We start from the raw sequence: 15,427 nt of genomic DNA, 5'->3' as shown, positions 1-15,427 counted from the left end.
GTCCAAGCGGGTTGAACAGGCCAAACGGAAGGCAGGACGGTTGTGGGCAGATGTGGTGCGTCAGAATCTACCGTGTCTGCAGCGGTCATCCGGGACGCCGATCCATCAAGCGTTGTCGGCGCTTCGGGATTTTGGTTGGGTGTAAAAAAATGGAATACAATATCATCACTTCAAGATGAGGGATGAGAGTCCAAAAGCGCTTACGATATCAATTCCTGAAAATGGTTCGCTAACTAGTGATTGACAACACCCGTAGTGAACCGAAAAAATGTTCTCCACAAAGTCTTGACTGACTCGTGCGTAAATAAATAGTTGCATTTTCTCTTCATGTTTGTTATAGTTTTATTTGTTGTGATCAATTGACATCAGTTGACAATGTGTTTTGATATATGGTATATATGTTAGAGTAAAAGTAAATACTTGTTTGAACACAAGCAGAAGCACCCGCTTCTCACCTGATCGACGCCGCATGGCTGTTAGCAGGTTTCATGACAAAGAAATGTTGTGAGCGAGACGTGTGGGTGTATTATGCCCACACGTTTTTTGTTATGTGCGTTCTGCTTTAACAAACAAGTTTGAAAAAACCGTGGAGGTGGCTAGTTATTAGCAAAGATTTTATTATTAATGAAAACATTCGGGCACGTGAAGTTCGTTTAGTCGATCCAAACGGCGAGCAGCTTGGGATTAAGACGAAGCAAGAAGCGTTAGAAATTGCAGCGCGTTTAAATTTAGATTTAGTGATGGTTGCGCCAAATGCGAAACCGCCAGTGTGCCGCATTATGGACTATGGCAAATTCCGCTTCGAGCAACAAAAGAAAGAAAAAGAAGCGCGCAAAAAGCAAAAAGTAATTAACGTAAAAGAAATTCGCTTAAGCCCAACGATCGAAGAACATGACTTCAACACAAAATTGCGCAACGCGCGGAAGTTCCTTGAAAAAGGAGATAAAGTAAAAGCGACGATTCGCTTTAAAGGACGTGCGATTACGCATAAAGAAATTGGTCAGCGCGTGCTTGATCGATTTGCTGAGGCGTGCGCGGATATTGGTACGGTTGAGACGGCTCCGAAAATGGACGGCCGCAGCATGTTTTTAGTGCTAGCACCGAAAAACGACAAATAACAAAAGGGAGGAACACCTTATGCCAAAAATGAAAACTCACAAAGGCTCAGCGAAGCGTTTCAAAAAGACAGGAACAGGTCAATTAAAACGTTCACACGCATTCACTAGCCACTTATTTGCAAACAAAACACAAAAACAAAAGCGTAAACTTCGTAAAGCAACGCTTGTATCAAAAGGCGATTTCAAACGCATTCGTCAATTGTTAGATAACGTAAAATAATTTTAGGAGGGAAATGTTATGCCACGTGTAAAAGGCGGTACAGTCACACGCAGACGTCGTAAAAAAATTCTTAAACTTGCAAAAGGATATTTCGGTTCAAAACATCGTTTATATAAAGTTGCAAATCAACAAGTAATGAAATCGTTAATGTATGCGTATCGCGATCGTCGCCAACGCAAACGCGACTTCCGCAAACTTTGGATTACGCGCATTAACGCTGCAGCGCGCATGAACGGTCTTTCTTACAGCCGTTTAATGCACGGATTAAAGCTTGCAGGAATCGAAGTAAACCGCAAAATGCTTGCTGATTTAGCAGTAAACGATGCAGCAGCATTCACACAACTTGCTAACATCGCAAAAGAAAACTTAAACAAGTAATAAAGGAAATGACCATTCTCCCTTGAGGGGATGGTCATTTTTTATAAGAGGGGGAGAAAAAATGGATATAAAAAAATTATTTTCTATGCAACGGCAATTAGATGAGCGAATTGAAACGGAGCGTGGTTTGCGCGGTGAACGTTTAGTGGAGCGCAAGTTGTTAGCTCTTCTTGTTGAAATTGGAGAACTTGCGAACGAAACACGTTGCTTTAAATTTTGGAGTTCGAAGCCGAAAGCGGCAGAAGAAACGATTTTAGAGGAATATGTAGACGGCCTTCATTTTATTTTATCGCTCGGGCTTGATCTTTCCCTTTATGAACATATCCAATGGCCACATGTGCAAGAAAGTAAACCGCTTGTTGAACAGTTTTTACACGTATTTGAAGCCGTTCAGACGTTTCGCAAAAAGATGGACGAAGAAGCATATGGTCAATTAGTGTATGCGTATGCACAGCTTGGTCATGCGCTTCAATTCAATGCTGAACAAATTGAACGAGCGTATGTCGCAAAAAACGAAGTGAACCATGAGCGACAAAGTCACAATTATTAACAACTGTCAAAATGTTTAGTATAATGAATGTTGTACATAGAGAGGAGTGACATACGTGAAAAAATTAGATGAAACGTTAACGATGTTGAAAGCGTTAACGGATGCAAAAGGTGTTCCGGGCAATGAACGGGAAGTACGTGAAGTGATGAAATCGTACATCGCTCCATATGCAGATGAAGTAACGACTGATCGTCTCGGCAGCTTAATTGCCAAAAAAGTAGGAAAAGAAAACGGACCAAAAGTGATGATTGCGGGTCACTTAGATGAAGTCGGTTTTATGGTCACCCAAATTGATGAAAAAGGTTTTATTCGTTTCCAACCGCTTGGCGGGTGGTGGGGACAAGTGATGCTCGCTCAACGCGTGACAATCGTCACAAAACAAGGTGATATTACAGGCATCATCGGCTCAAAACCGCCACATATTTTACCTGCTGAAGCGCGAAGAAAACCGGTGGAAATAAAAGATATGTTTATCGACATCGGAGCTTCTAGCCGTGACGAAGCGCTTGCTTGGGGCGTGCGTCCTGGCGATGCGATTGTGCCATATTTTGAATTTACAGTGATGAACAATGAAAAAATGTTGCTTGCGAAAGCATGGGATAACCGCATCGGTTGTGCGATTGCGATCGATGTGTTGAAACAATTAAAAGACGTCGAGCATCCAAACGTTGTATACGGCGTTGGCACAGTACAAGAAGAAGTCGGCTTGCGCGGTGCACGAACATCTGCTTTTGCGATTGAACCAGATATTGCATTTGCGGTTGATGTTGGTATCGCGGGCGATACGCCGGGCGTGTCAGAAAAAGAGGCGATGGGGAAACTTGGTGCTGGCCCGCATATCGTTTTATACGATGCAACGCTCGTTTCACATAAAGGATTGCGCGAATTTGTCATTCATGTTGCGGAAGAAATGAACATTCCATATCGCTTTGATGTGATGCCAGGTGGCGGAACAGACGCAGGTGCGATCCATATGACAATGCGCGGCGTTCCGGCATTGACAATCTCCATCCCAACACGGTACATTCACTCCCATGCGGCGCTTCTTCATCGCGATGACTACGAACAAACAGTAAAACTATTAGTCGAAGTCATTAAGCGATTGGATGAAGAGAAAGTAAAAGAAATTACGTTTGATTAAAAATAGCCTTCGCATGGAAGGCTATTTTTTTACTGCTTCTTCTAATGTGGCAAGCATCGATTGTTTTTGTTCATCTGTTGCATGATTCCATAATGCTTCAAACAAGACGCCAAGACCAGGCAAATATTTTTCTTCCCCTTGTTGAATCGCATCGACGATCGTATGTTCTAATTGGTCTTTTGAGCTGTTTGCGACGTTTGCCATCACGGCACCACGTAAGTTGAAGTCCATTGTTTTCACTCCATTCTTTATGTATTGCGTACGTAGTTTTTGCTATAATGGTAACTACTATTCATTAAAAGAGGAGAGAGAAAGATGGAAAAAGCAACATTTGCTGGAGGTTGTTTTTGGTGCATGGTCACTCCGTTTGAAGAGCTTGATGGCATTTACGGCATCGTTTCTGGATACACCGGCGGTGATGTGGAAAATCCGACATATGAACAAGTGAAAACAGGGACGACAGGGCATTATGAAGCGGTGCAAATTACGTTTGATCCGAGTGTGTTTCCGTACGAAAAATTGTTAGAGTTATATTGGTGTCAAATTGATCCGACGGATGATGGCGGGCAATTTCATGACCGCGGTCCGCAATATCGAACAGCTATTTTTTATCATAATGAGCGACAAAAAACATTAGCGGAGCAATCGAAAAAACAACTAGAAGAAAGTGGACGTTTTTCAAAACCGATTGTCACCAAAATCTTACCTGCGACAACGTTTTATCCAGCAGAAGACTATCATCAAAATTACCATAAAAAAAATCCGAAGCACTATAAAGAAGACCGCGCTGCTTCAGGTCGCGATGAATTTATTGCGAAACATTGGGGGAACAACGAGTGAAACGAATTGAATCACCGAAAAATGAGCGAGTGAAGCAATGGAAAAAACTTTTAACGAAAAAAGAGCGCGACAAAACCGGATTGTTTCTCATTGAAGGATTTCATTTAGTCGAAGAGGCAATAAAAAGCGGCGTTCATATTGAAGAAATCATCATCGCTGAACATGCGACTATTCCAGCAAGCTGGAACGTTGCGCATATTCCGATGACGATTGTGACCGACGATGTGATCAAAGCGATTAGCGATACAGAAACACCGCAAGGCATCGCAGCGGTATGTAAACAACTGCATTGGAACATTGATGATATACAAACGGCATTGTTCATTGACGCCGTACAAGATCCTGGGAATGTAGGGACGATCATTCGCACGGCAGATGCCGCTGGAATAGACGCTGTTGTTGTCGGAGAAGGAAGCGCAGATATATACAATGCAAAAGTCATGCGTGCAACGCAAGGTTCGTTGTTTCACTTCCCTGTTATAAAAGGAGATATTGGGCAATGGATCGCTCGTTTCCAAAACAAGCATATCCCCATTTATGGAACATCGCTTCAGAATGGGGCAGACTACCGTTCTGTATCTCCTTCTTCATCGTTTGCATTAATTGTTGGAAATGAAGGAAGTGGAGTAAGCGATAAGTGGCTACAACAGACGACAACAAACTTATATGTGCCGATTTATGGGAAGGCAGAATCGTTAAACGTAGCCGTTGCAACAGGGATTTTACTTTACCATTTGCAGAAAAAATAAACACATGTTTGCATCATCACCTTGCACCTCATTGCTCATTTGCTTATAATAAATGAAGAATTTCATCATACAAAAAACGATGATCGAGAAGAGTAGCTTGCCGATCGCCATTCAGGGAGAAAACGCCATAGACTGCGAGCGTTTTTATGGCTTAAGCAAGTGAATTCACCTCGGGAGTTGGCGCTTGGACCATTTTGCGCATGCAAAATGTAAAGGCGTTCCGGTGTAGACCGTTATCGCAATGAAGTGAGCTATGCTTATTGCATAGCTAACAAGGGTGGTACCGCGAGTGCACTCGTCCCTTACTTAAGGGGCGAGTTTTTTATTTTTATACATAACAAGGGAGGGTATTTCATGAAAGAGCGGTTACAACAACTTCAACAAGAAGCGCTTGAAAAAATTGAACAGGCAAATGACTTAAAAGCGCTCAATGACGTGCGCGTGGCATATCTCGGCAAAAAAGGACCAATTACTGAAGTGCTACGCGGGATGGGGGCGTTGTCGCCTGAAGAGCGTCCGCTCATGGGAGCGCTTGTCAACGACGTGCGCGAAGCGATTCAACAAGCGTTAGAGGCAAAGCAAACAAAGCTTGAACAAGAAGAAGTCGAGAAAAAATTGGCATCTGAAGCGATTGATGTGACGCTTCCGGGGCGTCCGATGAAACGCGGCAACCATCATCCGTTAACGCGCGTCATTGAAGAAATTGAAGATTTATTTATCGGCATGGGCTATACGATTGCCGAAGGTCCGGAAGTGGAGCAAGATTACTACAACTTTGAAGCGCTCAATTTGCCAAAAGGTCATCCTGCGCGCGATATGCAAGATTCGTTTTACATTACCGAGGAGATTTTGTTGCGCACGCATACGTCACCAGTGCAAGCGCGCACAATGGAAAAACATCAAGGGCGCGGTCCTGTAAAAATCATTTGCCCTGGAAAAGTATATCGCCGCGACAACGACGATGCGACACATTCGCACCAATTTACCCAAATTGAAGGGCTTGTGGTAGACGAAAACATTCGCATGAGCGACCTAAAAGGAACGTTACGTGAATTTGCCCGCAAAATGTTTGGTGAAGATCGCGACATTCGCTTCCGTCCAAGCTTTTTCCCATTTACAGAACCGTCTGTTGAAGTCGACGTATCATGTTTTAATTGCGGCGGGCACGGCTGCAGCGTATGTAAAGGAACAGGTTGGATTGAAATTTTAGGGGCGGGCATGGTGCATCCAAACGTGCTCGAGATGGCGGGATTTGATTCGAAAAAATATACAGGCTTTGCGTTTGGTATGGGTCCGGAGCGTATTGCAATGTTAAAATACGGCATTGATGATATTCGCCATTTTTACCAAAACGATCTTCGTTTCTTGCAACAATTTCATCGGGTGTAAAAGGAGGGGTTAGTGATGTTTGTTTCATATCGATGGTTACAACAATATGTCGATTTAACAGGCATTACCGCAAAACAATTAGCCGATCGCATTACGAAAGCAGGCATTGAAGTAGAAAGCGTTGAGGTGCGCAATAAAGGAATACAAGGTGTTGTCATCGGACATGTAATTGAGCGCGAACAACATCCGAACGCCGATAAATTAAGTAAATGTTTCGTCGATATTGGCGAAGGGGAACCGGTGCAAATTATTTGCGGAGCGCCGAACGTCGCAAAAGGACAAAAAGTTGCGGTGGCTAAAGTTGGTGCCGTATTGCCTGGCAACTTTAAAATTAAACGCGCAAAACTGCGCGGTGAAGAATCGAACGGCATGATTTGTTCGTTGCAAGAGCTTGGCGTGGAGTCAAAATTAGTACCGAAAGAATACGCTGACGGCATTTTCGTTTTCCCAAGCGATGCACCGGTCGGAGCGGATGCGCTACAACTCCTTTACTTGGATGACGAAGTGTTAGAACTTAGTTTAACACCAAACCGCGCCGATTGTTTAAGCATGATTGGCGTCGCTTATGAAGTAGCGGCAATTTTAGGAAGAAGTGTAAAACTCCCAACCATCGAGCTACAGGAAAACGATGAAAACGTTCATAACTATATTTCTGTACGTGTCGATGCACCAGAAGATAATCCGCTATATGCGGGGCGCATCGTGAAACATGTGAAAATCGGTCCATCGCCACTTTGGATGCAAGCGCGTTTAATGGCGGCTGGCATTCGCCCACATAATAATGTCGTTGATATTACGAACTACATTTTACTTGAATACGGTCAGCCGCTTCATGCGTTTGACTACGACCGCCTCGGTTCAAGAGAAATCGTCGTTCGCCGCGCAAAAGCCGGTGAAACAATTGTGACGCTTGATGATGTAGAGCGCACGTTGACAGAAGATCATCTCGTCATTACAAACGGGAAAGAGCCTGTCGCTTTAGCTGGTGTGATGGGCGGTGCCAATTCGGAAGTATGTGATGAAACAGTAAACGTATTTATTGAAGCTGCATATTTTAACGGGGCGACGATTCGCCAAGCGGTTAAAGATCATGGATTGCGCAGCGAGTCGAGCACACGTTTTGAAAAAGGCATCGACCCGGCGCGGACAAAAGAAGCGCTTGACCGCGCGGCGATGTTAATGGCGGAATATGCTGGCGGTGAAGTCGTTGGCGGCGTGGTGGAAGTGAACACACTGCAACGAAAAGAGGTTGTTGTCACGATTACACTAGACCGTATCAATAACGTGCTTGGCACAACCATTACGAAAGAAGAAGTGGCAGGCATTTTAACGAACTTGCAATTTACGTTCACAGAAGATAACGGAACGTTTACGATTGCTGTTCCATCGCGCCGCCGCGATATTGCGATTGAAGAAGACATCATTGAAGAAGTGGCGCGTCTTTATGGCTATGACAACTTGCCAGCAACTCTTCCAGTCGGGGAAGCAAACCCAGGCAAGCTCACACCATACCAAACAAAGCGTCGTAAAGTACGCCGTTATTTAGAAGATGCGGGCTTGTTCCAAGCAATTACGTACTCGCTCACAAACGAGGCGAAAGCGACGATGTTTGCGCTTGAAACGGCGGAACCGATCCGTCTTGCTCTTCCAATGAGTGAAGAACGAAGCGTCTTACGGCAAAGTTTAGTGCCGCACTTATTGGAAGCTGCAAGCTACAACCGCGCTCGCCAAGTCGAAAACGTAGCGCTATACGAAATCGGTTCGGTATATTTAGCAACGAATGCAAACGAGTTGCCAAGCGAAAAAGAACGGTTAGCCGGCGTCTTGACAGGAGTATGGCATGCGCATGTATGGCAAGGAGAGAAAAAAGCGGTCGACTTCTACGTTGCAAAAGGCATTTTAGACGGTTTATTTGCGCTGCTAGGATTAGAGAACCGCGTGGAATATAAGCAAGCAAAACGCGAGCACCTTCACCCAGGGCGTACAGCAGAAATTTTATTAGATCACAAGACAATCGGTTTTGTCGGTCAGCTTCATCCGGTCGTGCAAAAAGAGTATGATTTAAAAGAAACGTATGTGTTTGAACTAGACATTGAAGCATTGTTGAAGGCGGAAGTAGATGACATTCGCTATACCGCGATTCCGCGCTTCCCATCCATTACGCGCGATATTGCGCTCGTCGTCGATGAGCATATTGTTGCGGGTGAACTGCAAAAAGCAATTATTGCCGCGGGCGGAGAACTATTAAAAGACGTATCGATTTTCGACGTCTATAAAGGAGACCGCCTTCCTGAAGGCAAAAAATCAATTGCCTTTGCGCTCCGTTACTACGACCCAGCGCGGACATTAACAGATGAAGAAGTAACAAACGTTCATGAACAAGTGATCAAAGCGGTCGAACAACAATTCGGCGCCACATTGCGCGGGTAAAACGAAACCCCTATCTGATGCACGGGCATTGGATGGGGGTTTTTATGTCCTTGGCGGATCGGTGGGGGCGTTTTTTATCTAGTCCGCCAAAATTGGCGGGCGCACCGTCAAAAAATGGCGGGGTTCGACAGCAAGTTGGCGGTGAATAATGGAAAAAAGTGAAGTATAATCAAATTATCAAAACGAAAGGAGGAATTTTTAAAATGATTCGTCAATTTGTAAGCATAGCAGTAGCAGTAATGCTTGTTGGAGGAATTTTATTTGGCATAGGAAAAGATTCATTGGCAACTTCGAATCAAACGGGGATAAAAGAATCGGGGACGATTACTCCTCAATCGATTGCATCAAAGACAAAAACAACAACGATCCAAGTTGGACAAACCGTTCAAACTTTGTATGTGACAGGAACTTTTGAAACTCAGTATAGTGATGTTCATAAAAGGCAACTGTTTTCGGGAGTTAAATCGATTTCCTCAAAAGCATCTGGCAGTGGGACGTGGACACAGACAGGATATAGTGTGGAATTAATTGACAGTGGGCGCACATACGTCATTACAGTGTCAGGAAAATATTCCTATAATGGTGCAACATATACGATTTCAACAAGTATAGAATTTTATTGTAATGCTAATCGTTCTATTGGGTAGTAAGTGATAACAAAGCAAAAGACTTGTCACAATCTTCGACAAGTCTTTTTATTTTTGGTTCATCACCAAATTTTGTGATTTAGTGACAAAAAAGAGAAAGCACTAACGAGATCCTAGCAATAATGTTAGTGGTGAAATCAACATTAAGGGGGTCTCGTAAGTGCTTTCTATATCACTAGGATTGCCAGAATTTAAAGTGATTAAACAAGAACTTCTTTCCTATGGTTATGCGATTCATGTAGAGAAAACAGAGACACAGGAACGCTGCCCTCATTGTGGGTTTGCCACTTCCACTGTCCACGACAGACGGACAAGAAAAGTACGGGATTTGGCGATTTTCCATCAGCCGGTGTACTTGTTCGTCAAGGTAAAGCGCTATCGGTGCTGGAATTGTTCCCGAGTGTTTTCTGCCTCTTTGGAATCGATTCAGCCCAATCAACATTACACTAATCGATTTTGTGAGTACTTGTATGAACTTTGTGAAGGCTCCGCCATTCAAGAGGTTAGCCGAAAGCACCGCATCCCATATACGACATTGGAACGCATCTATTACTCCATCGCATCGAAAAAAGCAAAAGAGCGTCAAACAGCGATAGAAGCATCTTCTCAAGAAGAGATGGTGCTTAGCTTAGATGAGATCGCGGTAAAAAAGGGACATCAGTATGAAACCGTATTGATGGATGCCAAAGACGGATCGGTCATGGGAATGCATGCCGATCGCCAATGTGACTCCGCCATCAACTTGTTGAGCCAAAATATCCTGTCGAAAGAAATGGTCCAAACGGTGATTCTTGACATGTGGGAACCTTATCATAAGGCGGTTCGCGCCCTGTTTCCATCTGCTTCGATTGTCATCGATAAGTACCATGTGGTTCAAAAAGTGACCCAAGCCTTGGATCAAGCAAGAAAGGAATTTTCTCCATTGAAAAAGGCTCGATATCTTCTCTTAAAAGGCTGTGAAAAGCTTCGTAAGGACCAACGGCGTCGATTAGACGATATCTTGGAGGAGTATCTGGTACTTTCCATTGCTTATTATCTAAAAGAGTTGTTTCGGGATTTTTACCGAACCGATGGATATAATGAAGCAAAGGAACGCTTGGAAGAATGGATTAAGTTAGCCAAACAGAGCCCTTTTGCTTCTTTTCAGGAAGCAGCCAACACGCTTGAAAGGTGGAAGGAGCCTATTCTTTCCTACTTTTTGTGCCCATATACGAATGCCCGAATTGAGGGGACGAATCACAAGATCAAAAACATCAAACGCCGGGCATATGGCTATCGAAATCTAGAACGGTTTCGTTTGCGTGTATTTCTGGAGTGTACAGGGAACACGACAGGTAGTCAGGCTGCCTAAGCGTTCTCTTCTTCCGCTATCGGTACGATCGTTGGTCTGTATGCGGAAGAAGGATCCTGACTGATGAACCTATTTCATCCAGCTAACATGTTTCTAGGATTGAGTAGAAATCACAGAAAATGGTGAAGACCCTTAATTAAACTCCCATGCAAATGATATCTTTTAAGAAAATCAGATATTCTCATCATCTCTTCCCCCTTGTTCATCACAATGTTTGGGCTGTTGAGTATGTAGTTATTTCATGATGGCTGAAAAACAGAGGTGACAAGCTTTTTTCCAGACGTTAAAACTCAGAGAAAAATCGTGATGGATAAACTTTTGGCAATAGCAAACGAATGAGAGTGCGGGCGGGTTTTTATAGTCATCTTAAACGATTGATAATTTACATTATTTGGATCATTACGTATCTTTGTATTTCGTTGCTATAATCTTATTGACATTCGGATGATCAACATATCCTGAGAGGAAGGGAATAAGGTGGAAGGAAAGTCGATATTTAACTATCGCTATGTGGCTATGATTCTCTCATGTTGTTTAATTTTTAGTATTGTCGTCCCCCCATTTGCACAAGCTGCTCTTGGGAAATCGGAACGCGTAGTGCAAAAAAGCCGAAATATTGAAGCTAACATTGGTGATCTTCCCACGAAACGGCCAAAATCAAAATTAGAGCTCGAGAGCAGACGGACAAAGTATTCGACAAGATACTTGAATCCGGATGGAAGCTTTACTGAAGAGATATACCTGCAACCCCAATTTTATCAAGATCCTCTTGATAAGAAATGGAAAAAAATTAATAACGATCTAAAACCCAACGGGGCTGATATGTTTGAGAATACGGCTAACGCCTTCAAAGTAACATTCGCAAAACAATCGAGTCAACCTGAACTTGTTTCGATCAAAGAAAATGATAGAATCCTTTCGTTTATCCCAATAAATGCGAAAAATGTGCAAGGTGTTGCGAAAAATAATGAAATCATTTATAAAGGGTTATTTGAACAAACCGATGTGCGATATCGCCTTCAAGGCAATGCGGTCAAAGAGGATATTATTCTTAACAATAAACCTTCCAGCAATGCTTTTACTTTTGAGATGAAACTAAAAGGGGTAAAGGCTGTTGCTAAAAAAGACGGAACGATCGTCTTTGAAGACTCAAAAGGGAACCCTAAGTGGTACTTAGAAAAGCCATATATGTTCGATGCGAACCACAAGTATTCTGATCAAGTTGCCTTTCATTTACGTCAAAATAGCGGCAAAACTTATATTGATGTGATAGTAGATGAGAGCTTTTTACAAGATCCAGACACCATATATCCGGTAACGATTGACCCTACGATCAATGAATGGGATGTTTTGCGGGATAATTTTATTGCCTATAATTTTCCTGATTCTGTCTATTCGAGCAACACATACATGCATACAGGTTACAACAGTTATTTCGGAACGACTCGTGCTTTAGTGAGATTTTACCTTCCGAGTCTTCCGAGTGATAGTGTCATTTCCAGCGCTACATTTAATGCCTATCAAACAAATGCCGATGGTCAACAAGTATCCATTGATTTACATCGAATTACAAGCAATTGGTCTTCTTCTGTTACCTGGAATAATCAGCCTTCTATTCGAAGCACAAAAGAATCAACGACAACAAACAATACGGCCAATACGTACTGGAGCTGGGATATCACTCAGTTGGTCAAGGACTGGTACAATGGTATTCAGCCGAACTACGGCTTGATGCTGAAACAGCAGAACGAATCGTCTTCTCCATATCGCACATTTAATACGGTAAACAATAGTGTTAATACGCCGCGCATTACGATTAATTATTGGGTAGAGCCAATCGGCCAAGAATCTTTCTGGACGACCACTAAAGATGGGGTGAATCCAGCAAACGGAAACCTTGTTTTACAAACAACGGATCTTGCTATTTCTGGTCTAGGCGAAGATGTTGAATTTACGAGAACATACAATAGCCGAAAGTCCGGATCGAATGGGATGTTTGGTTATGGATGGATGTCTAATCTCGAAATGAATATTTGGGATGCAGGCAGTGGACCAGTTACGTTTGTTGATGGAGATAATACTCGTCATATTTTTGGTGAAAAAGTTGGCGGGGGATACGAAGCTGCTGGTGGTGTCTATCTCGATCTAATCAAAAATGGGGACGGCACTTATACAATAACCAAAACCGATGGTACGAAACTTTATTTCAATACAAATGGCAAACTTTCTCGCATGGTCGATACAAATGGGAACACGACTACATTGAATTATAATGCAAACGGAAAATTAGCTTCAATTACAGATGCATCAGCAAGAACGACGACGATTGCCTATGGAACAAACGGATATGTATCGAGTATCACCGACCCAGCAAACAGAACCATCTCTTATGAGTATGATGCTTCCGGCAACCTAACGAAAGTTACGGATGCTCAAGGAAACGCGACCATTTTTACGTATGATTCGGATCATAATCTAACAAGTATTAAAAATGCCCGAAATATTACGATGACAATTGGTTATGATACACTCGACCGCGTAACAAGCATTGAACGCCCTATTACGATTAACGGCGCACTTACAAATAGTACCACAAATTATTCATATGACAAAACCAATGGTGTTACGTCGGTCACAGATGGCGAAGGGAGACGGGTAGATTATACGTACAACGCTAACGGCAATATTATTCAAATCACAGAAAATCCTTTAGATGCTCAAAACAAGGCTGTGACAACATTCGATTATGATAATAACAATAATTTAATCCGAGTAGTGGAACCAAATGAAAATAAGGCGAATGGAACCGCAGCGTTCATTTATCAATATGACGAAAAAGGAAATATTGTCAGCGTTCAATTGCCAGAAAATCAGTCGGCACAATATACGTATGATTTGCAAAATAATCTTATCAAAGAGCAGGATTTCAACAGCAACGTCAGCACATTTGATTATGATCAAAATAACAATCAAACCGAAGCGATCGATCCTTATACACAATCAGTTTCACAGCGATACGATAATCTGGGAAATTTGCAGTATTCGACGTATCCAATGTCTACAGCTGATAACTTGGTAAGTAACTCTAGCTTCGAATTCGATCATAATGCGGATAATTGGCCAGACAACTGGACAAAGGCCGTAGAATCAGGGAAAATCGCTACATTCAGTTGGACGACAACAAGCAAATTTGGGAATAAAGCGATCAGCATTTCGAATTCGACCGGATGGGCGATTGTCAGTTCTGATAAGCAGCCGTATGATGGTGGAGTTTATGTGGCAAGCGGTTATGTAAAAACATCGTCCATGTCTGCCAGAGCTCTTATTAAAGTTGAATATTTTGATGCGCAAGGAAACTGGTTAAATCAAAAAATTTCTTATGGGTTGGCAGGAACGAACGATTGGACTCGGCTTCATGTCGTCGCGGATAATGCTCCATCGGGAACTCAGACGATTCGGGTATCTGTCGGTGTAAACGCTGGTTCTGGGACTGCTTATTTCGACGGGATCCAATTAGAGAAAGGAACGGTTGTCAGCGCCTATAATCTTGTTGATAATTCCAGCTTCGAGCGAGATATGAATAGTGATGGAATTCCTGACAATTGGACGACAAGCGGCAATTTATCAACAAATGATGGACTAGATACAACAGTTGCGAATATATATGTTGGAAGCAAGTCATTTAAAATCACAGGAGAGTCTGGGAAAAATAAGCATATTAAACAACGGATTAATATTTCTGGCGACAGCAACACTAAACTTACGTTGTCTGGATGGTCCAAACAAGAAGGAGCCAATCCAAACGGCGGTTACTATAGCTTGCAAGTAGCAATCCACTATACGAATGGTACAACCGATTGGGGTTATGCAAACGACTTTGATAAGGCGAAGACTGACTGGCAACATGTTGCCGCGGAAGTAAAACCGAAACAGGCCTTCGATTACATTGACGTGTATTATTACTATTATAATCAAACGGGCACAGCATGGTTTGATGCAATGCGTCTAGAAGTAGGAGCTTCTCTGACGTCGTACACGTATGATGCAAAGAAAAACTACGTCACCAAAGTCACCGATCCGGCAGGAAATATGGTTTCGTACACATACGATGCTATCGGAAACCAAACGAGCGTCACAGATGGAAAAGGAAAAACGACTTCTTACGAATATAACAACAATAACCAATTAACCAAAGTCACCGACCCAAACGGAAATGTGACTACCTATGGTTACGACGGCGCGGGCAATCGAACATCAGTCACTAATGCAAAGAATTATACAACTAACTATACGTATAATGAATGGAACCAAATCTCTAGGAGTCAGTCAAGACTTTGTGGAGAACATTTTTTCGGTTCACTACGGGTGTTGTCAATCACTAGTTAGCGAACCATTTTCAGGAATTGATATCGTAAGCGCTTTTGGACTCTCATCCCTCATCTTGAAGTGATGATATTGTATTCCATTTTTTTACACCCAACCAAAATCCCGAAGCGCCGACAACGCTTGATGGATCGGCGTCCCGGATGACCGCTGCAGACACGGTAGATTCTGACGCACCACATCTGCCCACAACCGTCCTGCCTTCCGTTTGGCCTGTTCAACCCGCTTGGA

Annotated in this window: 13 protein-coding genes, 2 pseudogenes and 2 other annotated features; of the genes and pseudogenes, 13 read left to right on the top strand and 2 right to left on the bottom strand. The window is 42.9% G+C overall.

Annotated elements, in window-relative coordinates; genetic code table 11:
- The 6 genes and pseudogenes from LH47_RS15425 to LH47_RS12070 form a co-directional block, all read left to right on the top strand.
- A pseudogene (locus LH47_RS15425) lies at nt 1–145 on the top strand (UPF0236 family protein); the annotation flags it as partial.
- Nucleotides 146–426: 281 nt separating this feature from the next.
- Nucleotides 427–550 (top strand) — a sequence feature (ribosomal protein L20 leader region).
- Nucleotides 551–575: 25 nt separating this feature from the next.
- Nucleotides 576–1,118 carry a translation initiation factor IF-3 gene (infC, locus tag LH47_RS12090; RefSeq protein WP_006323512.1) on the top strand — a complete coding sequence of 181 codons (543 nt, stop codon included), beginning with the start codon at nt 576–578 and terminating at the stop codon, nt 1,116–1,118.
- A gap of 19 nt (nt 1,119–1,137) precedes the next feature.
- A complete protein-coding gene (gene rpmI / locus LH47_RS12085; RefSeq protein ID WP_003397838.1) occupies nt 1,138–1,338 on the top strand; it encodes a 50S ribosomal protein L35 in 201 nt (66 codons plus the stop codon).
- Nucleotides 1,339–1,356: 18 nt separating this feature from the next.
- Nucleotides 1,357–1,716 carry a 50S ribosomal protein L20 gene (gene rplT / locus LH47_RS12080; protein ID WP_003397837.1) on the top strand — a complete coding sequence of 120 codons (360 nt, stop codon included), beginning with the start codon at nt 1,357–1,359 and terminating at the stop codon, nt 1,714–1,716.
- Between the two features lie 61 nt (nt 1,717–1,777).
- Nucleotides 1,778–2,266, top strand: a complete 489-nt coding sequence (locus LH47_RS12075; RefSeq protein ID WP_009361819.1) for a dUTP diphosphatase — start codon at nt 1,778–1,780, stop codon at nt 2,264–2,266.
- A gap of 55 nt (nt 2,267–2,321) precedes the next feature.
- Complete coding sequence (locus LH47_RS12070; protein ID WP_009361818.1) at nt 2,322–3,407, top strand: M42 family metallopeptidase; 1,086 nt, start codon at nt 2,322–2,324, stop codon at nt 3,405–3,407.
- Between the two features lie 21 nt (nt 3,408–3,428).
- On the opposite strand, the gene sspI is transcribed toward LH47_RS12070, so the two are convergent.
- Entirely contained in the window at nt 3,429–3,638 is a 210-nt protein-coding gene (gene sspI, locus LH47_RS12065; protein WP_019416728.1) for a small acid-soluble spore protein SspI, read from the bottom strand.
- 84 nt (nt 3,639–3,722) lie between these two features.
- On the opposite strand from sspI, the gene msrA reads away from it, so the two are divergent.
- The 7 genes from msrA to LH47_RS12030 all read left to right on the top strand — a co-directional run bounded on the left by msrA (nt 3,723) and on the right by LH47_RS12030 (nt 15,199).
- Entirely contained in the window at nt 3,723–4,247 is a 525-nt protein-coding gene (gene msrA / locus LH47_RS12060) for a peptide-methionine (S)-S-oxide reductase MsrA (RefSeq protein ID WP_026011504.1), read from the top strand.
- Nucleotides 4,244–4,996, top strand: a complete 753-nt coding sequence (locus tag LH47_RS12055) for a TrmH family RNA methyltransferase (RefSeq protein ID WP_043967856.1) — start codon at nt 4,244–4,246, stop codon at nt 4,994–4,996. Before msrA ends, LH47_RS12055 begins: the two co-directional genes overlap by 4 nt.
- Before the next feature lie 70 nt (nt 4,997–5,066).
- Nucleotides 5,067–5,302: a binding site (T-box leader), on the top strand.
- Between the two features lie 48 nt (nt 5,303–5,350).
- The gene (pheS, locus tag LH47_RS12050) at nt 5,351–6,385 is read left to right on the top strand and encodes a phenylalanine--tRNA ligase subunit alpha (protein ID WP_043967854.1); all 1,035 of its coding nucleotides are present in this window, start codon (nt 5,351–5,353) and stop codon (nt 6,383–6,385) included.
- A 15-nt stretch (nt 6,386–6,400) separates the two neighbouring features.
- Entirely contained in the window at nt 6,401–8,815 is a 2,415-nt protein-coding gene (pheT, locus tag LH47_RS12045; RefSeq protein ID WP_043967852.1) for a phenylalanine--tRNA ligase subunit beta, read from the top strand.
- 203 nt (nt 8,816–9,018) lie between these two features.
- Nucleotides 9,019–9,462, top strand: coding sequence for a hypothetical protein (locus LH47_RS12040; protein ID WP_235341135.1), 444 nt, complete (start codon nt 9,019–9,021; stop codon nt 9,460–9,462).
- Between the two features lie 160 nt (nt 9,463–9,622).
- Complete coding sequence (locus LH47_RS12035) at nt 9,623–10,813, top strand: ISL3 family transposase (RefSeq protein WP_043967848.1); 1,191 nt, start codon at nt 9,623–9,625, stop codon at nt 10,811–10,813.
- A 477-nt stretch (nt 10,814–11,290) separates the two neighbouring features.
- Nucleotides 11,291–15,199: a DNRLRE domain-containing protein gene (locus tag LH47_RS12030; protein WP_235341133.1), complete on the top strand. Its 3,909-nt coding sequence runs from the start codon at nt 11,291–11,293 to the stop codon at nt 15,197–15,199.
- Between the two features lie 84 nt (nt 15,200–15,283).
- Here LH47_RS12030 and LH47_RS15420 read toward each other — a convergent pair.
- A pseudogene (locus LH47_RS15420) lies at nt 15,284–15,427 on the bottom strand (UPF0236 family protein); the annotation flags it as partial.

Origin of the sequence: Anoxybacillus thermarum (assembly GCF_000836725.1) — a bacterium.
GTDB classification, from domain to species: domain Bacteria; phylum Bacillota; class Bacilli; order Bacillales; family Anoxybacillaceae; genus Anoxybacillus; species Anoxybacillus thermarum.
This window is presented reverse-complemented; position numbering and strand designations above follow the sequence as displayed.